The sequence below is a fragment of the Hymenobacter profundi genome (assembly GCF_019334315.1).
Classification (GTDB): Bacteria; Bacteroidota; Bacteroidia; order Cytophagales; family Hymenobacteraceae; genus Hymenobacter; species Hymenobacter profundi.
This window is the reverse complement of record NZ_JAHWGL010000079.1, coordinates 1-25,239: the sequence shown is the minus strand read 5'-3', so window position 1 is coordinate 25,239 and position 25,239 is coordinate 1. Positions and strand designations below refer to the sequence as shown.

At 54.8% G+C, this 25,239-nt stretch carries 18 protein-coding genes, 1 tRNA gene and 1 pseudogene; 15 read left to right on the top strand and 5 right to left on the bottom strand.

The annotated features are described in order from the left end of the window. Nucleotides 1-95: 95 nt before the first annotated feature. Nucleotides 96-1,697 carry a hypothetical protein gene (locus tag KYK14_RS16290; protein ID WP_219160300.1) on the bottom strand — a complete coding sequence of 534 codons (1,602 nt, stop codon included), beginning with the start codon at nucleotides 1,695-1,697 and terminating at the stop codon, nucleotides 96-98. Nucleotides 1,698-1,850: 153 nt separating this feature from the next. On the opposite strand from KYK14_RS16290, the gene KYK14_RS16285 reads away from it, so the two are divergent. Then, the gene (locus tag KYK14_RS16285; RefSeq protein WP_219160298.1) at nucleotides 1,851-3,461 is read left to right on the top strand and encodes a hypothetical protein; all 1,611 of its coding nucleotides are present in this window, start codon (nucleotides 1,851-1,853) and stop codon (nucleotides 3,459-3,461) included. Nucleotides 3,462-3,499: 38 nt separating this feature from the next. On the opposite strand, the gene KYK14_RS16280 is transcribed toward KYK14_RS16285, so the two are convergent. From KYK14_RS16280 to KYK14_RS16270, 3 genes are all read right to left on the bottom strand, one after another. Further along, nucleotides 3,500-5,116: an exonuclease domain-containing protein gene (locus tag KYK14_RS16280; RefSeq protein WP_246601890.1), complete on the bottom strand. Its 1,617-nt coding sequence runs from the start codon at nucleotides 5,114-5,116 to the stop codon at nucleotides 3,500-3,502. A 17-nt stretch (nucleotides 5,117-5,133) separates the two neighbouring features. Continuing rightward, a complete protein-coding gene (locus tag KYK14_RS16275) occupies nucleotides 5,134-5,598 on the bottom strand; it encodes a PA2169 family four-helix-bundle protein (protein WP_208306327.1) in 465 nt (154 codons plus the stop codon). Between the two features lie 81 nt (nucleotides 5,599-5,679). Beyond that, nucleotides 5,680-6,858, bottom strand: a complete 1,179-nt coding sequence (locus KYK14_RS16270; protein ID WP_243900100.1) for an AI-2E family transporter — start codon at nucleotides 6,856-6,858, stop codon at nucleotides 5,680-5,682. A 225-nt stretch (nucleotides 6,859-7,083) separates the two neighbouring features. Here KYK14_RS16270 and KYK14_RS16265 point away from each other — a divergent pair, with 225 nt between their 5' ends. The 8 genes and pseudogenes from KYK14_RS16265 (at nucleotide 7,084) to rplT (ending at nucleotide 17,876) form a co-directional block, all read left to right on the top strand. Continuing rightward, nucleotides 7,084-9,021: a DNA topoisomerase IV subunit B gene (locus tag KYK14_RS16265; RefSeq protein ID WP_185283612.1), complete on the top strand. Its 1,938-nt coding sequence runs from the start codon at nucleotides 7,084-7,086 to the stop codon at nucleotides 9,019-9,021. Nucleotides 9,022-9,403: 382 nt separating this feature from the next. After that, nucleotides 9,404-12,121, top strand: a complete 2,718-nt coding sequence (locus KYK14_RS16260) for a DNA gyrase/topoisomerase IV subunit A (RefSeq protein WP_343217125.1) — start codon at nucleotides 9,404-9,406, stop codon at nucleotides 12,119-12,121. 100 nt (nucleotides 12,122-12,221) lie between these two features. Further along, entirely contained in the window at nucleotides 12,222-13,043 is an 822-nt protein-coding gene (locus tag KYK14_RS16255) for a tetratricopeptide repeat protein (RefSeq protein WP_219160296.1), read from the top strand. Nucleotides 13,044-13,104: 61 nt separating this feature from the next. After that, the gene (locus KYK14_RS16250) at nucleotides 13,105-14,235 is read left to right on the top strand and encodes a tetratricopeptide repeat protein (RefSeq protein ID WP_219160294.1); all 1,131 of its coding nucleotides are present in this window, start codon (nucleotides 13,105-13,107) and stop codon (nucleotides 14,233-14,235) included. Between the two features lie 130 nt (nucleotides 14,236-14,365). Continuing rightward, entirely contained in the window at nucleotides 14,366-16,303 is a 1,938-nt protein-coding gene (thrS, locus tag KYK14_RS16245) for a threonine--tRNA ligase (protein WP_219160292.1), read from the top strand. Nucleotides 16,304-16,462: 159 nt separating this feature from the next. Next, nucleotides 16,463-17,020, top strand: a pseudogene (gene infC / locus KYK14_RS16240) (translation initiation factor IF-3); the annotation flags it as partial. A gap of 153 nt (nucleotides 17,021-17,173) precedes the next feature. Then, nucleotides 17,174-17,368, top strand: coding sequence for a 50S ribosomal protein L35 (rpmI, locus tag KYK14_RS16235; protein ID WP_185283616.1), 195 nt, complete (start codon nucleotides 17,174-17,176; stop codon nucleotides 17,366-17,368). A 163-nt stretch (nucleotides 17,369-17,531) separates the two neighbouring features. Next, nucleotides 17,532-17,876 carry a 50S ribosomal protein L20 gene (gene rplT, locus KYK14_RS16230; RefSeq protein ID WP_185283617.1) on the top strand — a complete coding sequence of 115 codons (345 nt, stop codon included), beginning with the start codon at nucleotides 17,532-17,534 and terminating at the stop codon, nucleotides 17,874-17,876. A gap of 161 nt (nucleotides 17,877-18,037) precedes the next feature. On the opposite strand, the gene KYK14_RS16225 is transcribed toward rplT, so the two are convergent. Next, nucleotides 18,038-18,111 (bottom strand) — tRNA-Met (locus KYK14_RS16225). A gap of 130 nt (nucleotides 18,112-18,241) precedes the next feature. Here KYK14_RS16225 and KYK14_RS16220 point away from each other — a divergent pair. From KYK14_RS16220 to trxB, 6 genes are all read left to right on the top strand, one after another. Continuing rightward, the gene (locus tag KYK14_RS16220; protein WP_185283618.1) at nucleotides 18,242-18,655 is read left to right on the top strand and encodes an START-like domain-containing protein; all 414 of its coding nucleotides are present in this window, start codon (nucleotides 18,242-18,244) and stop codon (nucleotides 18,653-18,655) included. Between the two features lie 91 nt (nucleotides 18,656-18,746). After that, nucleotides 18,747-20,210 (top strand): LptF/LptG family permease, encoded by a 1,464-nt coding sequence (locus KYK14_RS16215; RefSeq protein WP_219160290.1) that lies wholly within the window; start codon nucleotides 18,747-18,749, stop codon nucleotides 20,208-20,210. Nucleotides 20,211-20,363: 153 nt separating this feature from the next. Then, on the top strand, nucleotides 20,364-20,639 hold the full coding sequence (gene rpsO, locus KYK14_RS16210) for a 30S ribosomal protein S15 (protein WP_185283620.1): 276 nt from the start codon (nucleotides 20,364-20,366) through the stop codon (nucleotides 20,637-20,639). 175 nt (nucleotides 20,640-20,814) lie between these two features. Beyond that, nucleotides 20,815-22,965 carry a polyribonucleotide nucleotidyltransferase gene (gene pnp, locus KYK14_RS16205; protein ID WP_219160288.1) on the top strand — a complete coding sequence of 717 codons (2,151 nt, stop codon included), beginning with the start codon at nucleotides 20,815-20,817 and terminating at the stop codon, nucleotides 22,963-22,965. A gap of 117 nt (nucleotides 22,966-23,082) precedes the next feature. Beyond that, the gene (locus KYK14_RS16200) at nucleotides 23,083-23,946 is read left to right on the top strand and encodes a sigma-70 family RNA polymerase sigma factor (RefSeq protein ID WP_022823752.1); all 864 of its coding nucleotides are present in this window, start codon (nucleotides 23,083-23,085) and stop codon (nucleotides 23,944-23,946) included. Nucleotides 23,947-24,138: 192 nt separating this feature from the next. Continuing rightward, the gene (trxB, locus tag KYK14_RS16195) at nucleotides 24,139-25,083 is read left to right on the top strand and encodes a thioredoxin-disulfide reductase (protein WP_208306335.1); all 945 of its coding nucleotides are present in this window, start codon (nucleotides 24,139-24,141) and stop codon (nucleotides 25,081-25,083) included. Nucleotides 25,084-25,239: the final 156 nt, after the last annotated feature.

The following is a 25,239-nucleotide window of genomic DNA, read 5'->3' as shown; positions in this document are numbered from 1 at the left end:
TAATCGTGTTAACGACTCGTTCAACTGGCATAAGGTCCTTCGTGCTGCTCAGGATGACAGCCGCTTTTGCATGCACCCAGTCACTCAGTCGCTCCCTAGTACCCCTCTCGGTCGTAGGCATGAGCCGCAACGCCGCGGCGGCGACGGTCGACGGTGCTGGGGCCTTCCGTGAGTTCGTTTCCGGTTTTGGTGTCGTAGTAGAACGTTCTTCTTTTGCTGCCCGCTACCTGCGACGAGTCCACTACCATGTCCTCGTTAGGGCCACCGTGGATGTTGAGGCGAATCCCTTTATTGACGTTTCCCTGCACCACAAACTCGTCCTCGCCGCGCAGACCATAGAACGTGATGGTCTTGGTATCCTGCGTGCGAAACGTGCGCTGGTAAAAGGGACGTGGGTCCACTGTCTGCCCCTTCTTTTCGGGTAGGCGATACACACTCACGCGGGTAGTAGAGTCGGAAAGGCGTTCGGTCACGAACCGTTCGTTCTCATCAGTGCCGGCTACTTCCACATGCTCGGCCAGCAGCTGATAGAACTCTTGCGCAGCTTTCGGCAGCGCATCCCGGCGTGCCCGCAACGATTTGGCAATGTACTCGCCTTCCAACTTATAGATAGGAGGGGGCAATTGGCGCACGGCCACGGCAATCACCGAGTCGGTGAGGCGACGCTGCAAGTCAGTGGCTAGCTGTTGAAACTGCGCGGCTGTGACTTCGGGTAGGGCACGGGTATCCAGAAAGTGCGCGTTGCGCACGGTACCGGGAATATCTTCGTAACGCGGCCGGAACGTGCGAAACTTGCGCACGGCCCACTTCCGCGACATCAGCCAGGGAATCAAGCCATCATCAAACCGAAAATACACTTGGTCACGGTCTTTGGGCACAGGACGGTAGAGCGTGCGGCCGTTTTGCGCATACACGGCCCACTGCCACTGGCCCTCGTGCCGGTCCCAGTCGCCGATCAGGATGTCTAACAGGCGGGCCCGGGCAAAGGCCAACTGGTCGATCTGGTGGGTAGGGGAGGCGTAGCGCTCGGCCAGTACGTCGTCGGTATCAGCCAGATCCACGGCATTGCCGAAGGCAGGTGTGAGGTTTTCGGCGCCATCAAACTTTTCTTCTAGCATCACCAGCTTGCCCTGCATATCTTCCGACACAGCACCCAAGCCAGTTTCGCCAGGACGTACGTAGAAAATTCGCGGGTGAGTGTGCGGCACGCCGGCGGCCTGCGCCAGCGGTGGTACCGTGAGGGCAGCGTAGGGATTGGCAGCCGAGGTGGCATCGCGTACCAACGTTAGCACAAACGTATGGCGCAATACTTTGGGTAGGGTTCGGTACGGGTCTTTATCGAGCGTGCGCAGGGCATATTCGCGTCCTTCCTGGCTTTCCACGGTGGCACTGGTGGTTTGAAAGCCGCCGCCGCGCTTTTCAAATTTCAGTCCGCCCATTTCGGTGGTTGGGTTCAGCACGGGCACTTGCACGGGTGTGGCCCACACCTCCCGGTAGTGCTTCCCAAAGAAAAGCATGTAGAAGCCACTACGTTGGTAGTGGCGTCCGGCAGTAGCCAGCACCGAGTCGGTGCCGGGGGGTAGGGCGGCAGTGGGAGGAGGCAGTACGCGGGCATCACGCTGAAAAAAGGTGTTATGGTGGGCGCAGCCTGCCATACCAGTCAGCAACGCGCCGCCCAACAAGTAGCGGTAGAGCATATAAAAGAGCAGGAAGAAGAGAGAGGTAGCCCCTTAAACGCAACCAGAACAGAAAAGTCAACCCTAATTGTACAACCGCTGCTGCCTGGTTGGGGTATACGGACGAGCAGAACGATGCAGGCTGCTTTTCGTTTGACTATTTCCTTCTGATTTGTGTCCGTTTTTTTCTCCTCGCACCGTCTTCAGGTTCTGATAACGGGTGTGCTGTGTGCTCTTTTAAATACTTCGTGTGCCTCGCCCGCGCCTGAGGCTGCTTTTGTGCTGCCTGGTATTGGCCCCGATTCCGTAGTAGAGGTAGCAGCGGGGCCACAGTACGCGCGTGGCCGCGTGTATAAGTTTTTTTGGGGGCGCCATTACCGCAAAGAGTGGGCTACACCCGTGCCCGTGCGCGTCTTCAACCTAAGCACTGTAGTGCCCGGCGGCCTTACGCCCGTGCAGGCCGGCGGGAGTTTTCAGACCAAAAACCTGCGCCTCAAAGACCGCAATGGTGTGGAGTACGTGCTACGCTCCGTGGACAAGGATGCCACCAAGGCCCTACCCGCCCGGCTGCAAAAGGGTCCCATTGGGCGGCTGATGAAAGATCAAACCAGCGTAATTCATCCCTACGGCGCGTTCATTGTGCCGGTGCTGGCCGAGGCAGCGGGCGTATACCACACCAACCCCATTCTGGGGTATTTGAGCGATGATCCGGCCCTGGGGAAGTTTCGGAAAGACTACGCCAACGCGCTCTACCTGCTGGAGGAGCGTCCCGATGGCGACCAGAGCACCGTACGCAGCTTTGGGCAGTCGGCCAGGGTAGAAAGCTCGCGCAAGGTGTTCACCAACTTGATAGCCAGTGCGCGCTACCGCGTCGATGCGCGGCAATACCTTCGCTCGCGCTTGTTTGACATGTGGCTGGGCGATTGGAGCCGTCGGGAAGACCAGTGGCGCTGGGCCAGCTTTCCATCTGCCGACAGCAGCACGCGCTACCAAGCCATTCCGCGCGACCGGGACCACGCCTTTTTCAAGTTCGATGACGGGCTACTGACACACCTCATTGGCTGGGTGAAAACCAACTACCAGAGCTTCCACAAAAACATCCGACTCGCCGATGTGGAAGGCCTCAACCGCGCCGCGCGCCCCATGGACAAGTCGCTGTTGGTATACCTATCGGAAAAGGATTTTCAGGAAATAGCAGATTCTCTGCGTCAGCGCCTCACCGACGACGTCATTCGTCGCTCGCTGCAAGTGTGGACGCCGGAAATCTATGCGCTGTCGGGTGAAGAATTCACCGAGAAGCTACGCAGCCGCCGCGACCAGCTGCCGGCTGTAGCGGCCAAGTTTTACAGCCTGCTCGCTCGCGACATAGAAATTCCCGGCACCGACGAGCCGGAGCGGTTTGTGGTGGAGCCAGCCGGGGTAGGGCAGGTACGCGTCAGCGTCTACCGGCTAATCCAAAAACAAGCGCCTACCCTAATTGACCAGCGGGTATTTAACGCCCGCGATACGCGCTCTATCAAGCTGTTCGGGCTGGGCGGCAACGACGTGTTCGAAATCAACGGTCTACCCGACGCCCGCATCGCCATTCACCTCTACGATGGTGCTGGGCAGGATACCATCCGCCAACAGCTTCCCCAAAGCACTACCTCTAACCGCATTACCCTCTACAACAGCAACGATGGCAATATCGTGAAGGTAGGAAAAGCCATCAAAGTGAAAGACTACCAACCCGCCGCCAACGAGTTCGACGGCACCGGCTGGCTCCTCCGTCATCGGTTGTATTAGAAATGGTGAAGTAGTGTAGTCACAATCTCGCCACTACACTACTTAAACACCTTCACTTTCTCGCCACGCCGCTTGGTGCGGACATATTGGCGGATGATCTGTTGCACGTCCTTGTTGTCGTTGTAGCGGGTGATAACCTCCTTGAAATCGTCCAGCCGCCGCGCCGAAAAAGTGTCGTCGACATAGCCGAAGCCCAAGTAGCGGCCATTTTCTACTACCACAATCGTCTGCTCGAAGGGCGTGCGGCCCGGCCCAATCACCACGAAAGAGCCGTGCTCGTAGGTGAAGGACTCAATGGCCTGTTCTACCCGCAGGTTGTACTCCTCGGGTGGCTCCAAACCTACACAAGCACCCTTGCAGCGGTGCACCTGGTAGTCGAAGCACGAGCCCGTGGTCTTGTACAAGTCGCACAGCTTCTGGCAGAGGTTGAACTTGGAAACCTTGTGAAACAGAAACCCCTTGGCTTTGAACTGATTACCTAGCGCAATGAGCGGGTGTGACTCGCTGTGGTCGTCGGCGCGGCCGTAGTAGAGGTGCTTGTAGCCGTTTTCATCGGTCCGCAGGAAGATACCCGCCGGAAATACCGAGCGTCGCTGGGCGCGGTTATACAGCGGCTTCAGGCGCTTAATCTCGTGCGACTCGTAGAGCAGCGCCACCAGTTCCGAGCCCGTCAGCTCCCAGGTGATATCAGCAATAGAGTTTTTGAATTCCAGGCTTTTGCGCGATTTATAATCCACCGCAAAGTGCTGCTGAATGCGCTTGTAGATGTTGATGCTCTTGCCGACATAAATGACCTCACCCGCCTCGTTGTGGAAGTAATATACGCCCGCCTCCTGGGGTAGGGCTGCTACTTGCTGGGGCGTGATAAGCGGCGGCAGCAGGGCCGTTTTGATGGCCTCCTGCACGGCCTTCACCTTGCGGGCGCTGGGTTTCTTGCCGGCGGGCGCCACCGCATCCACAGCGGCCAGCGTATCGGCCGCCGACGTGCCGGGCGTTTGTAGTGCCTCATCCTGCTGGCTAATTTTCAGGAGCCTGTCGAACAAAATAGCCGTGGCGTGGGCGTCGCCGGCGGCGCGGTGCCTACCCTCCAACGGTATCCCAATGTTCTGGCAGAGCTTGCCCAAACTGTAGCTGGGTTGCCCCGGAATCAGGGAGCGGCTTAGGCGCACCGTGCACAGCGTTTTGCGCGAGTAGTTGTAGCCTAGGTCGGCAAATTCCTTTTTCAGAAACGAGTAGTCAAAGCGCACGTTATGCGCCACAAACACGCAGCCCTCGGTCATTTCCACCACTTTGCGAGCCACCTCATGAAAAGGCGGCGCATCCCGCACCATCTCGTCGTTGATGCCGGTGAGCTGCGTGATAAAAAACGGAATCTGCCGGCCCGGATTCAGCAACGTGCTGTACTGGTCCACGATTTTTTCGCCGTCGTGGATGAAGATGGCTATTTCCGTGATGCGGTCCTGGGTGGGCTGCCCGCCGGTGGTTTCAAGGTCGATGATGGCGTACAAAAGCGCTACTGATAAAGTCGGTACAATGCTAACCAGATTGGTAACAAAGATACTACCCTGTAAGGTTGCATACACACTATTCACCTTGATGGGTAGGCGCACAAAAAAAGCGACCCGCATGATGCGGGTCGCTTTCACTATAGGCATTGCTGTTGAGGCAATACTTATTTTTTCATCGCCGTAATTTTGTTTTTGGCGGCCAAAATCTGGCTGTGCTGCTGTTGAATCAGGCTTTTTGCTTCCTGGGGCAGGCCTTCGGCGCTCAGAGCAGTTTCGTAGGCTTTCAGGGCCGTAGCATCGCCGGTTTCGGCTTCGCCTAGAATGGCGTTGTCGTCTTGGCCGGTAATAGCCGATTTCAGGTTGATCCAGCCGCGGTGTACGGCAGCGGCAGCGTCAGCTACTGCACCTTCAATGGTACCTTCCTGATCCGTCTGGATGCCATATTGGCTAGCGTGCTGTTTCAACTCGCTGGCGAACTGAGCGCGCTGCTGGCTCAACTGGCTGAATTCTGATTTTAGTTGTGGGTTTGATACGCCTTCAGCGGCTTCTTGGTAGCCTTTAGCACCAGTTTCGTTGATTTCTACGAGGTCACTGTAGGCGCGAGCGGTTTTTTCGGTAATAGCAGCCATGGCTGTAGGTGTTTATAGTGGAAGAGTTTAGGGTTCTGCTAATGCAGTTGTACTCTTTATACTAAACCAGTTTAGGCCGGGTTACGATTTGCCCGAAAGTTGTTGCCACATGCGACCAAAGAAACCAGGTTGATTCTTCGGCTTATCAGGGTCGTCCTCCCCGTCCGCCACGTCGCCCAGCAAAAAGCCCCACGGTTCCGTTGACTTCGAAGCGTCGAAAATCACCTTCAGCACGGCCGTCAGCGGAATGCTCAGAATCATACCGGGTGTGCCCCACAATTCGCCGCCCAGTATCAGCGCAATAATGGCTGCCATGGGGTTGATGCTCACCTTAGAGCCCGTAATGGTAGGCGTAATGAAGTTGCCTTCCAGGAACTGCACAATGGTAAAAACGCCAATAACGCCCAGGGCTTTCAGCGGCGAGCCGGTTTCTACCAGCGTGATCAGGGTAGGCAGCGCCGCCCCGATGAAGATGCCGATGAAAGGAATAACGGCCAGTACCGAAGCGAAAATGGCGAAGAAGATGGCAAACTTCACTCCCAGAATTAGCAGGCCAATAGCGTTCAGGATAGCTACAATGACGATAACCGTGAGCAGACCAGAAATATAGGCCTGCACCACCGTCTGGATGTTATCCATCGTATTGAGCACCGACGTGCGCTTGTCCGGTGTCACGAAGCGGAACAGAAACTGCCGCATGTGGTCGCGGTAGTACAGCAAGCAGAAGATATAAATGGGAATCAGCGTGACCACGCTCAGTACGCTGGTAGTCGTGTCTAGGGTAGTACCTAGCCAGCCGCCCGCACGGTTTTTCAGCGTTTCCAACGATTGATCAATTACTTGGTCTTTGCTAATCGGTTGAAAACCAAATCGTGAGCTGAGCATCTGCTGAATCTGATCGAAATACAGCGCTAGCTTCTGCTGAAATAGCGGTATCTCATTGCGAAACTGCATGAGTTGCGTTCCAAACACATAAAATAGCCCGATAAGCAGGGCTACTACTAACAGCAGACATACAACGATAGCGAGTATGCGCGAAAGTCCCCAGACCTCCAGCCGACGGCAAACAGGCAACAACAGGACCGCCAGCAAAGCAGAGAAAGCAAGAGGCAGAATGATGCCATCTAGCTTGTGCAGCACGTACACCAGCAGCGACATACCGATGAGCACAAACGTGTAGTGCACCACCGCTGACTGCTTAACCTCAGCTGCTGGTGCCGCGTGGCGTGGCGCATTAAAATTATTGGGATGGGGTAGCATTAGCTAATAAAATTGGGAGGGTTGGAGTGGGAAAAGAGGCCTAAAATGGCTACATTTGGGAGTTCAGTGTGAACTATGACTGGATGAGTGAGGTTTTGCTAACGTTATTCGCTTTTTGCGAAATAAACACGACGTTATCTACCCGTGCCGGCCTTTACGCACCCTTGCGAAAAAAGGCCGATTTTCTGTGTTATTTTACCTCAAATTTGCTTTTTACCTGTTTCTATGGCCGACGAACAACTCCCCCTCGCACCGCCCGCCCACGCCTATAACGAGGATAGCATCCGCTCCCTCGACTGGCGTGAGCACATCCGCCTGCGGCCGGGTATGTACATTGGCAAGCTCGGCGACGGCTCGGCCGCCGACGACGGCATTTACGTGCTGGTGAAGGAAGTCATCGACAACTGCATTGATGAGCACGTGATGGGCTACGGCCGCACCATTGAAGTGAAGATTACCGACACCCGCGTGCAAGTACGCGACTACGGCCGCGGTATTCCGCTAGGCAAGGTGGTGGATGTGGTCAGCAAGATCAACACCGGCGGTAAGTATGACAGCAAGGTGTTCCAAAAATCGGTAGGGTTGAATGGGGTAGGCACCAAAGCGGTGAACGCGCTCAGTAACTATTTCCTGGTGCAAAGCACCCGCGACGGCGAGCAGAAAAGCGCTGAGTTTGCCCGCGGAGAATTGCAGAAAAACCCCAAGCCGGTGAAGACCAGCCAGCGCAACGGCACGCTGATGGTCTTCGAGCCCGACGATACCATCTTCAAGAACTACCGCTTTATTCCGGAGTATCTGGAAAGCCAGATCCGGAATTATTGCTACCTCAACGCTGGCTTAGCTATCCACTTCAACGGGCAGAAATACGTGTCCGAGAATGGCTTGCTGGACCTGCTGCGCCACAAAACCGATGAGGAAAGCCTGCGGTACCCCATCATTCACCTGAAAGGCGAAGATATTGAGCTTGCCCTCACTCACGGCAACGACTACGGAGAGGAACATTATGCCTTCGTGAACGGGCAGTACACCACCCAGGGTGGCACGCACTTGGCCGCTTTCCGCGAAGCCTTAGTGAAAACCGTGCGCGAGCACTACGGCAAAGACTACGACGCGGCCGACATTCGGGCGTCTGTGATTGGGGCCATTTCGGTGCGGGTGCAAGAGCCGGTGTTCGAGAGCCAGACTAAGACCAAGCTGGGTAGCCTCAACATGGGCCCCGATGGCCCCACGGTGCGTGGGTTCATTCTGGACTTTGTGAAGGAGCACCTCGACAACTACCTCCACAAAAATCCCGATACCAAGGAAGCTCTCAAAAAGCGCATCGAGCAGAGCGAACGGGAGCGAAAAGACATGGCCGGCGTGAAAAAGCTGGCCAACCAGCGCGCCAAAAAAGCCAACCTGCACAACCGCAAGCTCCGCGACTGCCGCCTGCACCTTGGCGACAACAAGCACGACAACGAGCAGCTGACTACCCTGTTCATCACGGAGGGCGACTCGGCCTCGGGCTCCATCACTATGAGCCGCAACGTGGAAACCGAGGCTGTATTTAGCCTGCGCGGTAAGCCGTTGAACTGCTTCGGGTTGAAGAAAAAAGTGGTGTACGAAAACGAGGAGTTCAACCTCTTGCAGCATGCCCTCAACATTGAGGAAGGCATCGAAAACCTGCGCTATAATCGGGTGGTAATTGCTACTGATGCCGACGTGGACGGTATGCACATCCGACTGTTGCTGCTGACCTTCTTCCTGCAATTCTTCCCCGATCTGGTGCGCAACGGCCACGTGTACATCCTGGAAACGCCGCTGTTCCGCGTCCGCAACAAAAAGCAGACGATTTACTGCTACAACGAGGGGGAAAAGCAGCAGGCCATCCGGCAACTAGGGCGCAACCCCGAAATTACCCGCTTCAAGGGGCTGGGCGAAATTTCGCCCGACGAGTTCGGTAAGTTCATCGGCGACAATATTCGCTTGGAACCCGTCATCTTGCAGGCCGAGCGCTCGGTGCAGCAAATCCTGACGTACTACATGGGCAAGAATACGCCTGCCCGTCAGGAGTTCATCATCGATAACCTGCGTTTGGAAAAAGATTTGATTACCAGTGATGTACTGCCTGTAGAAGAAGCGCCGGCCGAGCAGCTGGAAGCAGCCGAGATTGAGGTAGTATAACAAGTATATAGATAGCCTCCTAGTAGGAAGCTTCTCGCCGACCTACCTTACTTTGTACAAGTAACAGGCTAGGTAAGCCGGCGAGAAGCAGGGTAGGAGAGAGGTACAAGAACAAAAAACGTGGCTCCGGCCACACGCAACTGTGTCAGAAGAAAACAACCCCCACGACCTGAATCCGACCGACCCGCAGCCCGAATCGTTCGGCGCGGGCGATACGCTCGACTTTGGCGCCGCTACTCCAGCGGCCCATTTGTTTGCTACGGGCGAAGCCGAAGACCTGGCTGCTACCCATGAGGAAGCGCCTACCGCCGCTGACCCGGAAGCCGCTATCGACGCGGAGGAAAGCGAGGAGCTGAGCGAACCAGCAGAGCTAGAGGAGGAAGTGGAAGCGAAGTTTGCCCCCGGCGAAACCATCCACGACATCTCATCCGTGCGCGGCATGTACCAGAACTGGTTTCTGGACTATGCCAGCTACGTAATTCTGGAGCGCGCCGTACCAGCCCTCGAAGATGGCTTGAAACCTGTGCAGCGCCGCATCCTGCACGCGATGAAGGAGATGGATGATGGCCGCCTGAACAAGGTAGCCAACATCATAGGCCAGACCATGCAGTACCACCCCCACGGCGACGCCAGCATTGGCGACGCCATTGTGAACTTGGGGCAGAAGGACCTGCTGATCGACCACCAAGGCAACTGGGGTAACATTCGCACCGGCGACTCGGCTGCTGCGCCTCGTTATATTGAAGCCCGCCTGAGCAAGTTTGCGCTTGATGTGGTTTTCAACCCCGATACCACCGAGTGGCAGCTCAGCTACGACGGCCGCAAGCGCGAGCCCGTGACCCTACCCGTGAAGTTTCCGTTGCTGCTGGCACAGGGGGTAGAGGGCATTGCCGTGGGTCTGAGCACGAAGATTATGCCCCACAACTTCCGCGAGCTGTGCAAGGCCAGCATCGACGTGCTGCGGGGCAAGGCGGTGGAGCTGTACCCCGACTTCCCGACGGGTGGCCTCTGCGACGTGAGCAACTACCAGAACGGGCAGCGCGGCGGCAAAATTCGCCTGCGCGCTACCATCGAAAAGGTAGACAAAACCACGCTCGTGATTCGCGATATTCCCTACGGCACCACCACCACGGCGCTGATGGAGAGCATCGTGAAAGCCACGGAAGCCAACAAAATCAAGATCAAGAAAATCGTGGATAGCACCACGGCGGAGGTTGAGATTCAGGTGCAGCTGCCCCCCGGCGTGTCGCCCGACCTCACCATTGATGCGCTCTACGCTTTCACGGATTGCGAAATCAGCATCTCGCCCAATACCTGCGTCATCATCGACGAGAAGCCGCGCTTTATGGCGGTGGAGGACGTGCTGCACATGAGCACCGCCAAAACCCTGCGGCTGCTGGAGCGGGAGTTGGAAATCCGCCAGGACGAGTTGCGGGAGAAGTGGCATTCGGCTTCGTTGGAAAAGATATTTATCGAAAACCGCATCTACCGCAAGATAGAAGAAGCCGAAACCTGGGAGCAAATCCTGGAAATCATGGACGCGGGCCTGAAAAAGTTTGTGCGCGTGGACGGCGAGAAAGCCCGCGCCAACGACACGCGCATTGTGCTGCGCCGCGCCATCACCGAAGACGACCTCACGCGCCTGACCGAAATCCGCATCAAGCGCATTTCTAAATTCGACGGGTTCAAGGCCGACGAGTACATTCAGCGCCTGGAGGTGGAAATGGCCGAAGTGGCCGACCACCTAGTGCACCTCACGCGCTACGCCATCAACTACTTCGAGGGCCTGCTGAAAAAGTACGGCGCGGGTAGGGAGCGGAAAACCCAGTTGCGCACCTTCGACGTGGTGACGGCGCAGAAGGTAGCCATTGCCAACCAAAAGCTCTATGTGAACCGCCAGGACGGTTTTGTGGGCTATGGTCTGAAAAAAGACGACAAAGCCGAGTTCGTAGTAGACTGCTCCGACCTCGACGACATCATCGCCATCCGCCGCGACGGCTCATTTGTGGTGACCAAAGTGGCCGAGAAGACCTTTGTGGGGAAGGATATTCTGCACGTGGGTATTTATAATAAGAACGACGACCGGCTGGTGTACAACATGATGTACCTCGACGGCGCCTCGGGCATCACCTACGCCAAGCGTTTCCTGGTAACGGGCATCACCCGCGACAAAACCTACGACCTTACCAAAGGCTCGAAAGGCTCGAAAGTGCTGTACCTCACGGCCAACCCCAACTCCGAATCGGAGGTAGTAGGCGTGCAGCTGTCCGATAAGGCCCCAGCCCGCGTGAAGCAGTTTGACTTTGATTTTGCTGAGCTAGCCATCAAGGGAAAGGGCTCCATGGGCAACATCGTGACCAAGCAGCCTATCAAGAAAATCACCCAGAAAAGCCTGGGCGACTCCACTCTGGGCGGGCGCGAAATGTTCTTCGATGCGGTGGTAGGCCGTCTGAACACCGCTGGCCACGGCCGCTACCTAGGCACGTTCGACACCGACAACACCATTCTGGTGCTTTACAAAGACGGTAGCTACGAGCTGAAATCTCCCGACCCGGGCCACCACTTCGACGTGCCCAACATAGTGTTGCTGCGCAAGCTGGAACCCGAAACGGTGCTCAGCGCCGTGTATATGGAAGGCGAAACGAAAACCCACTACGTCAAGCGCTTCCGCATCGAAACCAGTACCTTGGATAAGCGCTTTATTTTCATCTCGGAAAGCAAAGGCTCTAAACTGCTAGCGGCCACCGCCAACCCCGAGCCAGCAGTAGAGGTGAAAATGCAGCGAGAAAAGAAAGCTGACCGCGAAACCGAGCAGTTCCTACTGCACGAGTTCATCGACGTGAAAGGCTGGAAAGCTCAGGGCAACAAACTGGCGTACTACAAAATCCACGCTTTGGCGTTACTTACCGATGAAGGCCCTGAGCCGGAACGCCGCGAAGCCCGCAAAAAGCGCGGCCCGGCCACCATTCCGCGCTCAACGGCCGCACCAGCCCCCGACGATCTGCCCGAATTGCAGGAGCCGGTGGATGTGACGGCTGAAGAGGTGGAGCGCGCGCAGGCGCTGTTGCGTCGGCCCAAGTCACAGTTAAAGCTTTTTTAAATGAATTATAGGGTAGGGCTAGCAAGTGTTGGCCCTACCTTACACATTTAGCCCTGTTAGGTACCAAAATGCTTCTATAGCCGTTAAAAAGCGCGTGCGTATGAAACGGTATATTCTGGTGTTATGGCTGCTGGGGTGCCTTTCGGGGCGTAGCGCTGCGGCATCGACAACTGTCACCAACGATTCCGTGACGGTGCAGAAATTGTTGAAGCAAGCGCATACGCTACAGGCCGCCTACCAAGAATCGGAGGCGTTGGGCAAATACGAGCAGGCACTGCGCCAAGAACCACGCTGTTACGAAGCGTTGTGGCAGGCTGCTTTGCTTAGTGTCCGTATCGGCGCCCGCTACACCGATGAAACCCGACGGGGGGCCTACTTTATATCGGCCCGGCAGTTTGCCGACCGGGCACTGGTGGTGCAGCCAACGGGGGGAGAAGCCAACTATGTGGTAGCCTTGTCTTTGGTGAACCGGGCAACATTGCTTACGGCCCGCAGCCGGCTGCACGCCTATAAAACGATGAAGCCGTACGTTTTTATGGCCGTGGCCCGATGCCCCGAGTGGGCCGATGCCTGGCAGCTGCTAGGGCGCTGGCACTACCGCGTAGACCATTATAATATTCTGGAGCGCATTTTTACGAAGCTCTTTTTGAGTGGAATGCCCGGTGGTGCCGGCTCACGCAAAGCCATTGATGCGCTACGGCGCGCGCATGAGCTAGATTCTACCCGCATTCAGTTCTGCTACGACCTGGCGCGGGTGTACCGCAATCAAGGCCAGCGCCGCAATGCCCGCCTGATACTGGAAGAAGCCGTGCAACTTAGCCCTTCTACCAGCGACGAGCTGGAAGTAAGTAGGCGCTGTCGGGCAATGCTGTTGCAGGCTCGTCGTCGGCAGCAGCGCCGCCCGGCCAGCTTCCAGCACTAACCGTGATGCTAGGATTGTATCTTTGTCAAAATAAGCAAGAAGAGTGATAGCACGTGATAGGTTGTGGGACAAAAGCAAACAACGCCACTGGTTGGTCTGGGTAGCGGCCGCGCTGCTGACCACAGGTTGTAGCGGCCCCGCCGAGCGGCCCGACCGGATGGTGCCGTTGGCTACCGTGCAAAGTGGCCCTCATATTCAGGCTCAGGAGTTAGATGGCGCTATTGCCCGCCAGCCCGGCAATGCCTCGCTCTACGCCCGGCGTGCTGCCTTCCGGCTTGATGCGGGTCAGGTGGAGCCGGCGTTGCAGGATATCAACCAAGCACTGGACCTAGACGATGGCCCCGGTGAATTCTACTTCACCAAAGCGCGCGCCTTGCGTGCCCAATATCATCTGACGGCTGCCCTGGCTGCTGCCGACGAAGCCGCCCGCCACGGGTTTGCCTCACCCGAGCTAAACTTGCTGGTAGGCGAGGCCAACCTGGCTACGCGCCACTACCAGGCCGCCCTCGACCAACTCGACCGCGTATTGCAGCAGGAGCCCGACCACGTGGCAGCTCTGTTTTACAAAGGCTTAGCATTTGCTGCCACCGGCGATACGACACAAGCCATTGATTATCTGCGGGCCAGCCTGGTTCGCGACCCGCGCCAGGCCGAAACCCTGCATCAATTGGCCTTTCTGCTCAACGCCTACCATCAGCCAGAGCAGGGGGGGCGGTACGCTGCCCGTGGGCTCGGGCTAGACCCCAACTATGCTCCGTTGCTGTATGACTATGCTCGGCAGTTTGAATTGCAGGCCGCACCCGATAGTGCACTGCGCTATTACACCCAGGCGTTGCAGCAAGACTCTACCCTCTACCGCGCCGATTATCACCTGGGGCAACTGGCCTACGAGCAGCGGCGATACGCCGTGGCTATTCCGGCGCTACAACGGGCACTGCGCCGAGCATCCCGCTTGCCGGAAGCCCGGCAACAGTTAGCCGAAAGTCTGGAAAACATGGGCCGCTATACCGAGGCGCAGGTCCAATACCGGCAATTGGTGGCCGAAAACCCCGGCAACCGCCATTGGACCTATAAAGTCTGGAAGACCGGGGAGCGGGCCCGCGGGTTTTCGGGAGATACCACCCGCAGCCGCGTATCGGCAGTGGCGCCACTCGCCCCGCGTCCGGCTACAGCAAATCATGAAGAGGATTAGGGGTAGGGGCTGAAATGAAATACCGGTTTAAATCCACCTCAAGCTGCTAACTTGCGCTTTCTACACAGTGGGTAATGGCACGCAATCCTGTCTCAGCTACCCAACAACTAACCCTGACAACGAATTACCGATGATTGACATCACGCTCCCCGATGGTTCCGTCCGCCAGTTTGAGGCCGGCGCCACGGGCTACGATGTAGCCGCCAGCATCAGCGAAGGGCTGGCCCGCAATGCATTGGCCGTGCGCGTTGATGGCGAAGTGCGCGACCTGCACCGCCCAATCGACCAAAGCAGCAACCTGGAAATCCTGACCTGGAATGACGCCGGTGGTAAAATGGCTTTCTGGCACTCCTCGGCTCACTTGCTGGCCGAAGCGCTGGAAGACCTCTACCCAGGCGTGAAGCTGGGCATTGGGCCCGCCATCGAAAATGGTTTCTACTACGATATTGACCTAGGCGAAGGCCGGACGATTTCAACCGATGACTTTCCAGTTATTGAGAAGAAAATGCTGGAGCTGGCCAAGCAGAAAAGCCGCTTCGAATGCCGTCCCGTCCCCAAGGCTGAGGCAGTAGCGTATTTCACTGAGAAAGACGATCCGTACAAGCTGGACCTAATTGACCGCCTGGAAGACGGTAGCATTACGTTCTACCAGCAAGGTAATTTCGTGGACCTCTGCCGTGGCCCCCACTTGCCTGATACTTCGCCTATAAAAGCGGTAAAGCTGCTAAACGTAGCCGGTGCTTACTGGCGCGGCGATGAGAAAAACAAGCAGCTCACGCGCATCTACGGCATCACCTTCCCCAAGGCTAAAGAACTGACCGAATACCTGGAAAAGCTGGAAGAGGCCAAGCGCCGCGACCACCGCAAGCTGGGAAAAGAGTTGGAGCTATTTGCTTTTTCGGAGAAGGTGGGCGCCGGCTTACCCCTGTGGTTGCCCAAGGGTACGGCCCTGCGCGAACGGCTAGAGCAGTTTATGCGCAAGGCCCAAATCAAGTCGGGCTACCTGCCCGTGGTGACGCCGCACATTGGCTCCAAGGAACTGTATGTCACGTCGGGTCACTACGAAAAATACGGGGCCGACTCCTTTCAGCCGATCAAAACGCCTAACCCGGGTGAGGAGTTTTTTCTTAAGCCCATGAACTGCCCGCACCACTGCGAGATTTATAAGACCAAGCCGCGCTCTTACCGCGACTTGCCCTTACGTCTGGCCGAGTTTGGTACGGTATATCGCTACGAGCAGTCGGGCGAGTTGCATGGCCTCACGCGCGTACGCGGCTTCACGCAAGACGACGCGCACATCTTTTGCCGTCCCGATCAAGTAAAGGACGAGTTCAAGAAGGTTATCGACCTTGTACTCTACGTGTTCCGTGCCTTGGGTTTTGAGGATTATACCGCGCAAATTTCCCTGCGCGACCCTGAGAACAAGACCAAGTATATTGGCTCCGACGAGAACTGGGCACTGGCTGAAAGTGCTATTCAGGAAGCAGCTGCTGAAAAAGGCCTACCCACAATAACCGAGTACGGCGAGGCAGCCTTCTATGGCCCCAAACTCGACTTTATGGTACGTGACGCGTTGGGCCGCAAGTGGCAGTTAGGAACCATTCAGGTTGACTACAACCTGCCCGAGCGCTTCGACCTGGAGTACGTAGCTCCCGATAACTCCCGCCAGCGTCCTGTGATGCTGCACCGGGCGCCGTTTGGCTCGTTAGAGCGCTTTGTAGCCGTACTGATTGAGCATTGCGCCGGCAATTTCCCGCTGTGGCTGGCTCCCGAGCAGTTCGCCATCCTACCCATTTCGGAGAAGTATCAGGAGTATGCCCAGCAGGTGTACGACCGACTTCAGGGAGAAGAACTGCGAGGCTCTATTGATAACCGGGACGAAAAAATTGGCCGTAAAATTCGCGACGCAGAGATTTCTAAAGTGCCCTACATGCTGATTGTGGGCGAAAAAGAACAGGAAAACGGTCAGGTTTCCGTGCGCCGCCACGGCGAGGGAGACTTGGGATCTTTACCTGTCGATGAATTCATTGCGAAGTTTCAATCTGAAGTAGCCACGCTTATGAAATAAAGGTAGGGAAAGCAGCCCCAATCCCGCAATTTTATATAGCAAAACTTTCAGATTTCAAAAAAAAAGCGGATATTTGCCCCCTGAATAGGCCCTAGCGACTTTTCGCCGGGGCCTTTCACTATCTGATTAGACCACCACTTTTAGAAGGAGGACCTACCCATAGCTACCCCAAATCGCCGTTACATCCCCCGCGCTCAAGTGGAGGAGCCGTTCAAGATTAACAATAAAATCACGGCCCGTGAGGTGCGTCTGGTCGGCGACAACGTCGAGCAGGGCATTTATCCTGTTGAGCAAGCCCGCCGTATGGCGCAGGAGCAAAACCTTGACCTAGTTGAGATTTCGCCTACTGCTGTACCGCCCGTTTGTCGCGTTATCGACTACTCGAAATTTAAGTACGAGCAGAAGAAGCGCACCCGCGAAATGAAAGCCAAGCAGACGAAAGTCGTGCAAAAGGAAATTCGTTTCGGACCCAACACGGATGATCACGACTTCGCTTTCAAGCTAAAGCACGCACAGGAATTCCTGAAGGAAGGCGCCAAAATCAAAGCCTACGTACACTTCGTAGGCCGCTCGATTGTATTCAAAGAGCGTGGCGAAATTCTGCTACTCAAGTTTGCGCAGGCGCTCGAAGAGCTGGCTAAGGTAGAGCAACTACCCAAGCTAGAAGGCAAGCGCATGTTCCTGTACTTGGCACCCAAAGTAGCACCCAAGCCGAAGCCTGCCGTGAAAGAATCAGCTCCCGCAGCAGCTAAACCTGCTAAGGAAGGCGCACCGAAACCTGCCAAAGAAGTTGCTCCCGATCAGGAGTAGATTCTGGGTAGGGTAGGGGCACACGCAACTCTGCATTTCCCTTTTTTCAATACATACACAATGCCGAAAGTAAAGACGAAATCCGGTGCTAAGAAGCGTTTTACGCTCACCGGAACGGGCAAGGTGAAGCGGAAGCACGCCTTCAAATCGCACATTCTCACCAAAAAAACCACCAAGCAGAAACGTGCTCTTACCCACGTAACGCTGGTTAGCTCGGCCGACATGCCGCGCGTGAAGGATATGCTGAATATCTAATTAATAATGAATGAGTAAGAATTGAGCGTTAGTACTAATACATAGTCTACATCCAATTCCTACTTCCTACTTATTAATTGTTAATTAATTCAAACCAGGCGTCCGGTAGAAACGCAAGCCGCGGCAAATTGTCCGCCGCCGGCCGCCAAAAACAGAGCAGGTTATGCCCAGAAGTGTCAACCACGTGGCCTCGCGCCTTCGTCGGAAAAAAGTAATGCGTTTGGCCAAAGGTTACTATGGCCGTCGTAAAAATGTATGGACCGTTGCGAAAAACGCCGTTGAGAAAGGCCTTCTCTACGCGTACCGTGACCGGAAAACCAAGAAACGTGAGTTCCGCGCCCTCTGGATTCAGCGTATCAACGCGGGTGCCCGTGAGCACGGCTTGTCCTACTCGCAGCTGATGGGTGGCCTGAAGAAAGCCGGTATCGAGCTGAACCGTAAGGTGCTGGCTGATTTGGCCCTGAACCACCCCGCTGCCTTCAAAGGCATTGTGGATAAAGTAAAGTAATCGTCTACTGACATTACAACATGAAGAGCGCCTGATCATTAGTGGTCAGGCGCTCTTTGCATTTATAACCCACCTATCTGGTAACGATAAATTGGTAGAAATCAGGGAAGTGTAGAATACAACGAAAAAGGCCTTCCTGCAATAGGAAGGCCTTTTTTCTGTAGCGGGGACGAGAGTTGAACTCGTGACCTCAGGGTTATGAATCCTGTGCTCTAACCAACTGAGCTACCCCGCCCTGTTTGGTGGTGCAAATGTAGAAATGAAATTTGAATTAGCACAACATCTAGGGTAAAAAATTATGTGTATATTGGCTGTTTCTGCTGGCAATTGTAGTTAGCAGGGGCTTATTTGTTTCCATTACGTTTATGCCGCTTTCCGCTACCCGTTCCAAACACCGGTTCACGGTGGAGTACCCTATCAACGCGTCGCCAAAGATTTTGTACCCTTATCTGGCTTCTGCTTCTGGCCTGGCCCGCTGGTTCTGCCAGGATGTGAAAATCGACCCCGACCACCGGCTCAACTTCATCTGGGACAACCAGAGTCATTATGCCGAAATCAGCTCGCACCGCACCAATAAGTCGGTGCGCTTTGTATTTCTGAACGATCAGAAGCGTTCTGTGCCAGATGCCAGCTACCTGGATTTCTCTATTGAATCGTCGGAGCTTACGCAAGAAGTTTTTCTGCGGGTGGTAGATTACTCCGAAGAGACGGATGAAATAGAATTGCAGGAAATGTGGGATAATCTCATCCTGACGCTGCGGGAACAAGTAGGGGGGTAGGCACCGTTGCCACAATAGCGCGCTGTATCTTCGTGTTCTTTTTTGCCTCCTTTACTGTGGTGCTGCCTCACGGTGGCGGCACCAGTTGCGTATGAAAAAACTAGATAAGCTCATTCTGAAAGCCTTTGCCGGGCCATTCTTTCTCACCTTTGCGGTAGTCGAGTTTATTTTTCTGACGCAATACATGCTGAAGTATCTCGATGATATCATCGGGAAAGACTTAGGTGCGGGTGTTATTGCCCAACTCTTATTCTTCTTCAGCGTGCTGATGGTGCCGATTTCGCTACCACTGGCTGTGTTGCTTTCCTCGTTGATGACATTTGGTACTCTAGGGGAGCACCACGAGCTGACGGCTATTAAGACATCGGGGATTTCCCTCACGCGCATTCTGCGGCCCATCTTCATCTTAAGCTTGTTATTGAGCGTTGGAGCTTTTTGGTACAATGAGACCATCATTCCAAAAGCCAACCTCAAAGCGTACAGCCTGCTGTGGGATGTGCGTCAGCAGAAGTTGGCGCTGGATATTCGGGAAAATATCTTTTACACTGGCATTCCGGGCTACACCATTAAAGTAAACGAAAAGCAGGGCGAGAACGGAGATATTTTGAAGGGCGTAATGATTTACGACCACAGCGGCCGCGCGGGCAGTTCTGCCATGATTCTGGCCGACTCAGGACGCATGACGACGCGCTTTGATGGGCAATACCTAAGTCTGGAACTATTTCGGGGTACTTCGTACATAGAGAAGCCTGACCAGCACAACCGCGCTGGCGCCAGCTTCACCCGGCAGAGTTTTGACCGCAATCAACTGCTGTTCTCTCTGGCCTCTTTCGGCCTAGACCGCACCAATGAGGAGTACTTCGCGGAGAATAAGATGATGAAGAACATCCCGCAGCTAATTGCCCATAGCGATTCCCTCCACCAGCGCCTGAACGTAGAACGGCGCCTGATGGTCACGCAGCTGAATCCTTATTACTCTTATGCCCGCTTTGACACTACAGGCCAAGCTGCCAACCGGCGTTTAGCGGATTGGAGGGTGTCCGATGAGCGCCTTCCTGCTTTGAGCGTGGGCATGATGCAGCAGGCTAGTAACCGGGCGCGTAACGTGCGCGCCTTTATAGGCAGCAACGCCGAGCGTTTGACTACTCTGGCCCGCGACACCAGCATGTTTCGGATCGAGATTTACCGTAAATACACGCAGTCGGCGGCTATACTGCTAATGTTCCTGATTGGTGCGCCGCTAGGTGCTATTATTAAAAAAGGTGGTTTGGGTGTTCCGCTGCTCATTGCCATTCTGTTTTTTATCATCTACTACGTTGTATCTATTATGGGCGAGAAATATGCCCGTGAAATGATTCTGACGGTACCGCTGGGTATGTGGCTGGCCGACTTGACGCTTCTGCCGGTAGGCCTGTTTTTCCTTTATCAGGCTCGTAACGATTCTGGATTGCTGGAAGGTGATTTCTGGCGGCGTATTGTACGCTGGGTACCTACCGAGCAGTTTCGCAACTTGGTGCGCAACCGGGCCTTTTTGGCCCGCCGCGCACAAGCTTAGCAAACGCAGAACAACCTATGTTTTGCCCTATTTCGGTAATTTATATTTTCAGCATCCGGAATAAAGCCGTACCTTTGCGGCCACTCCGAAATGCGGAGTGACTGAAAATTCTTTTTTACCCTTTAAATCAAAGACGGGGAAACCTATCTGCCGATGAAACTTACCACCGAAACTAAACAGGCCATTTTTGAGAAAAATAGCCTGCAGAAAACTGCCACCGATACCGGTTCGGCTGAATCGCAAATTGCACTCTTCACCCACCGCATCACGCACCTGACTGAGCACCTGAAGGTGAACAAGAAGGACTACTCGACCCGCTTGGGTCTGCTGAAGCTGGTAGGTAAGCGTCGCCGCCTGTTGGACTACCTGCAGCACCGCGAAATCAACCGCTACCGCGCTATCATCAAGGAGCTGGGTATCCGTAAGTAAGCCCCGCTGCCGAGAGTAGGGAGCCCTGTTACAAGGGTTCCCTACTCTTTTTTTTGCCTGGCGGGAGATAGTAGCCGGGCACACCATAAGGCGGGACAAAACCTCGCTGTTTGGTGTTATGCTCCAATAGAAGGCTCCTATCTCACTTCTCCCATCTCATCTCCAACCACACAAGATGCCTAATTACAACGCGGTTACAAAATATATTACCCTGCCGGATGGTCGGCAGATTTCGATTGAAACTGGTAAACTGGCCAAATTCGCCGACGGGGCAGTTGTTGTTCGCCTCGGGGATGCCATGTTGCTAGCAACGGTGGTGTCGCAACCCTCGCAGCGCGATGGGGTAGACTTCCTGCCGTTGTCGGTTGATTATCAGGAAAAATTCGGTGGTGCTGGCAAAATTCCCGGCTCGTTTCAGCGCCGCGAAGGCCGCCTTTCAGATTACGAAGTATTGGTTTGCCGCCTTGTAGACCGCATTTTGCGGCCGATGTTCCCCAAGGATTATCACTACGAAGTGCAGGTGATGATTTCGCTGATTTCGGCTGATAAGGACGTGCAGCCGGATGCGCTGGCAGCTTTAGCGGCTTCGGCGGCTCTGTCAATTTCAGATATCCCATTTGCTGGACCGATTTCAGAAGTACGCGTAGCTCGTATTGATGGCAAGCTTCAGATCAACCCACTGACAGCTGACATTGCTCGTGCTGACATTGACCTCATCGTGGGCGCAACGGCCGACTCGGTGGCAATGGTAGAAGGTGAGATGGATGAAGTGAGCGAGGAAGAGATGGTGGAAGCCATTGCTTATGCGCACGAGGCCATCAAAGAGCAGGTGCGCGTGCAGCAGGAACTGGCTGTAGCGGTAGAAAAGTCGCACACCAAGCGAGAGTATCCTAAATATGATGAGAACGAAGATCTGAAAACCCGTATTACTCAGGGTATTTACGATCTGGCTTATAATGTGGCCAAGCTGGGCGATGCTAGCAAAGCTGGTCGCAAAAAAGGTTTTGGTGGTGTAAAGGACCAGTTTCTACAGCAACTGGTGGCTGAGCAGCCCGAGCTGGATATGAAGCAGTTTGGTCGCTACTACTCCTCTGCGGAGAAGAAAGCCATCCGTGACATGATGATCAAGGAAGGCACCCGCTTGGACGGCCGCAAGCTGACAGAAATCCGTCCGATTTGGTCGGAGGTGAACTACCTGCCTGGCGCCCACGGCTCGTCGCTGTTCACGCGTGGCGAAACCCAGTCGCTAACTACAGTAGCCCTTGGCACCAAGCTCGACGAGCAGATTATTGACTCGGCGATGCAGTCCGGCTACAGTAAGTTTATGCTGCACTACAACTTCCCAGCCTTCTCGACTGGTGAGGTGAAGCCTAACCGCGGCCCCGGCCGTCGGGAGGTAGGGCACGGCAACCTGGCCATGCGCTCCATTAAGAAGGTGCTGCCGCCAGAAGAAGAGAATCCCTACACCATCCGCATCGTGTCGGACATCCTGGAGTCGAACGGCTCGTCGTCGATGGCGACGGTATGCGCGGCTTCGCTAGCACTGATGGATGCCGGTATCAAGATTCGCTCGGCTGTTTCGGGTATTGCTATGGGCCTTGTGCAGGACAAAGAAACCGGCGAATATGCTGTGCTTTCGGATATCTTGGGCGATGAGGACCACCTCGGTGATATGGACTTCAAAGTGACCGGTACCGAGAAGGGTATCGTGGCTTGCCAGATGGATATTAAAATTCAAGGTCTAAGCAACGAAATCCTGACCAAGGCACTGCACCAGGCGCGCGAGGGCCGTTTGCACATCCTGCGGGAAATGGCAAAGACCATCTCAGCACCGGCTGAGGAGCTGAAGCCCCATACGCCCCGTTCGCACAAAATGCTCATCGATAAAGAGTTCATCGGTGCAGTTATCGGACCTGGCGGCAAGGTTATCCAGCAGATTCAGAAAGATACCAACGCTACGGTTATTATCGAGGAGAAGGACGAAAAAGGCCACGTGAGCATTTTCGCTTCCAACCAAGAGGATATGGAAGCTGCTATTTCGCGCATCCGAGCCATTGCGGCCCAGCCTGAGGTAGGCGAAACCTACAAAGGCAAAGTGCGCAGCATTCAGCCCTATGGTGCTTTCGTGGAGATTATGCCGGGCAAAGACGGTCTGCTGCATATTTCGGAGGTAGCTCACGAGCGACTGGCTTCGCTGGAAGGTGTACTGGAAGTAGGGCAGGAGATAGACGTGAAGCTGCTGGACATCGACAAAAAGACCGGTAAGTACCGCTTGTCACGCAAAGTATTGCTTCCAAAACCGGAGCAGGCTGCTTCGGCCAACTAAGCACAGCAGACGACGTACGAACTTTCGTGGGGGTTGGACTGTTGCTAATCAATGTCCGGCTCCCACAAAAGGAAGCTGCTATTCAACTTTTAGAAATACAATTCTTTAGCGCCTGCAATGAGACAGCTAAAAATCAGCAAGCAGATTACCAACCGCGAAAGCCAGTCGCTGGATAAATACCTCCAGGAGATTGGTAAGGTAGATCTGCTCACTCCCGACGAGGAGGTGACGCTGGCGCAACGCATCAAGGAAGGCGACCAGCAAGCGCTGGAAAAGCTGACCAAAGCTAACCTGCGCTTTGTGGTGTCGGTGGCCAAGCAATACCAAAACCAAGGTCTTTCGCTGGGTGACTTGATCAACGAGGGCAACCTCGGTTTGATTAAAGCCGCCAAGCGCTTCGATGAAACGCGCGGCTTCAAATTTATTTCTTACGCCGTATGGTGGATTCGCCAATCCATTCTACAGGCCCTGGCCGAGCAGTCGCGTATTGTGCGTTTGCCCCTGAACCGGGTAGGCTCGCTGAATAAAATCAGCAAGTCGTTCTCGGAACTGGAGCAGAAGTTCGAACGGGAGCCCTCGCCGGAGGAAATTGCCGAAGTACTGGAACTGACGACTTCCGAGGTAGTGGACACCCTGAAAATCTCGGGTCGTCACGTGTCTGTAGATGCGCCGTTTGTGCAAGGTGAAGAGAACCGTCTGCTCGACGTGCTCGAAAACGAGGACGAAGAATCGCCAGATACGGGCCTAATGAACGACTCGTTGCGCAAGGAAGTGCAGCGTGCTCTCTCTACCCTCACCAAGCGCGAAGCCGACGTTATTACACTTTACTTTGGTTTGAACGGTGAGCATTCGCTCACGCTGGAAGAGATTGGCGAGAAATTCAACCTCACCCGCGAGCGAGTACGCCAGATCAAGGAGAAGGCTATCCGTCGTTTGCGTCACACGTCCCGCTCTAAAGCGCTGAAGCCCTACCTGGGGTAAGCGTTTTTTATTTCTACCCGAAAAACCCCAGCCCAGTTGTTGGGGTTTTTTATTGCCGTTCTACCCCTAAGGCGAAGAACTGACTAAACCTCAGTACCGGTTTTGTTGGTTTTCTTCCGTCTGGTAGACCAGTCGCAGCCGAAGTTTTTGGCTACGCTTACCTTTGTCTTTCACACTGCTTTCACCAGCACAATGACTACTACTGCTGAACACATAAAGTGTCTGATTATCGGCTCGGGGCCGGCCGGCTATACAGCGGCTATTTATGCTGCCCGCGCCAACATGCAACCCGTTATGTACCAGGGCTTGCAACCCGGTGGTCAGCTCACGATTACCAACGATGTGGAAAATTTCCCTGGCTACCCTGATGGGGTGATGGGGCCGTCGATGATGGAGGATTTGAAGAAACAGGCGGAGCGTTTCGGTACGGATATCCGCTATGGCTTGGCAACGGCGGTGGACTTTTCAAGCCATCCGCACAAAATCACCATCGACGAAAACAAAGAACTCACAGCTGATGCGGTGATTATTGCTACTGGTGCTTCGGCTAAGTGGCTTGGACTGGAGTCGGAGGCTCGTCTGAATGGCTCGGGCGTATCGGCCTGCGCTGTGTGCGACGGTTTCTTCTACCGCAATATGGAGGTGGCTATTGTGGGTGCTGGCGATACGGCGGCCGAAGAAGCTACTTACCTAGCCAATCTGGCCAGCAAGGTGTACATGATTGTACGGAAAGGCGAAATGCGTGCTTCCAAGATCATGCAGCAACGCGTGCTTGACAACCCCAAGATTGAGGTGTTGTTTGACACTGTAACGGATGAGGTGCTGGGCGAACACGCCGTGGAAGGCGTGCGCGTAAAAAACTTACTCACCCACGAGTGCCGGGATATTACAGTACAGGGTTTCTTCGTTGCTATTGGACACGAACCGAATTCTAAGATTTTTCAGCCCTACCTGCACCACGACGAACAGGGATACCTGAAAACTATTCCTGGCACTAGCAAAACCAACGTGGACGGTGTATTTGCCTGCGGCGACGTGCAGGATTTCACCTACCGTCAGGCCGTGACGGCTGCTGGCACGGGTTGCATGGCTGCCCTCGACGCTGAACGTTACCTAGCTGCTTTGGGGCTACATTAAACGGTGAGATAGTGAAATGGTGAGATAGAGAGTTTGACAGCCTACTGCTAGGTTTTGAGCAAATAGAACGTCAGACTCTCTATCTCACCATTTCACTATCTCACTATTTTCACCATTTCATTGTTTTCTCTTGCTTCATCTGATAAAAACCTGGTT

Bases quoted from the DNA above. Each gene is read 5' to 3' on its own strand.
- KYK14_RS16290 (WP_219160300.1), bottom strand. From the start codon at position 1,697: ATGCTCTACCGCTACTTGTTGGGCGGCGCGTTGCTGACTGGTATGGCA.
- KYK14_RS16280 (WP_246601890.1), bottom strand. From the start codon at position 5,116: ATGCCTATAGTGAAAGCGACCCGCATCATGCGGGTCGCTTTTTTTGTG.
- KYK14_RS16275 (WP_208306327.1), bottom strand. From the start codon at position 5,598: ATGGCTGCTATTACCGAAAAAACCGCTCGCGCCTACAGTGACCTCGTA.
- KYK14_RS16270 (WP_243900100.1), bottom strand. From the start codon at position 6,858: ATGCTACCCCATCCCAATAATTTTAATGCGCCACGCCACGCGGCACCA.
- KYK14_RS16265 (WP_185283612.1), top strand. From the start codon at position 7,084: ATGGCCGACGAACAACTCCCCCTCGCACCGCCCGCCCACGCCTATAAC.
- KYK14_RS16255 (WP_219160296.1), top strand. From the start codon at position 12,222: ATGAAACGGTATATTCTGGTGTTATGGCTGCTGGGGTGCCTTTCGGGG.
- thrS (WP_219160292.1), top strand. From the start codon at position 14,366: ATGATTGACATCACGCTCCCCGATGGTTCCGTCCGCCAGTTTGAGGCC.
- rpmI (WP_185283616.1), top strand. From the start codon at position 17,174: ATGCCGAAAGTAAAGACGAAATCCGGTGCTAAGAAGCGTTTTACGCTC.
- rplT (WP_185283617.1), top strand. From the start codon at position 17,532: ATGCCCAGAAGTGTCAACCACGTGGCCTCGCGCCTTCGTCGGAAAAAA.
- KYK14_RS16220 (WP_185283618.1), top strand. From the start codon at position 18,242: ATGCCGCTTTCCGCTACCCGTTCCAAACACCGGTTCACGGTGGAGTAC.
- KYK14_RS16215 (WP_219160290.1), top strand. From the start codon at position 18,747: ATGAAAAAACTAGATAAGCTCATTCTGAAAGCCTTTGCCGGGCCATTC.
- rpsO (WP_185283620.1), top strand. From the start codon at position 20,364: ATGAAACTTACCACCGAAACTAAACAGGCCATTTTTGAGAAAAATAGC.
- pnp (WP_219160288.1), top strand. From the start codon at position 20,815: ATGCCTAATTACAACGCGGTTACAAAATATATTACCCTGCCGGATGGT.
- KYK14_RS16200 (WP_022823752.1), top strand. From the start codon at position 23,083: ATGAGACAGCTAAAAATCAGCAAGCAGATTACCAACCGCGAAAGCCAG.
- trxB (WP_208306335.1), top strand. From the start codon at position 24,139: ATGACTACTACTGCTGAACACATAAAGTGTCTGATTATCGGCTCGGGG.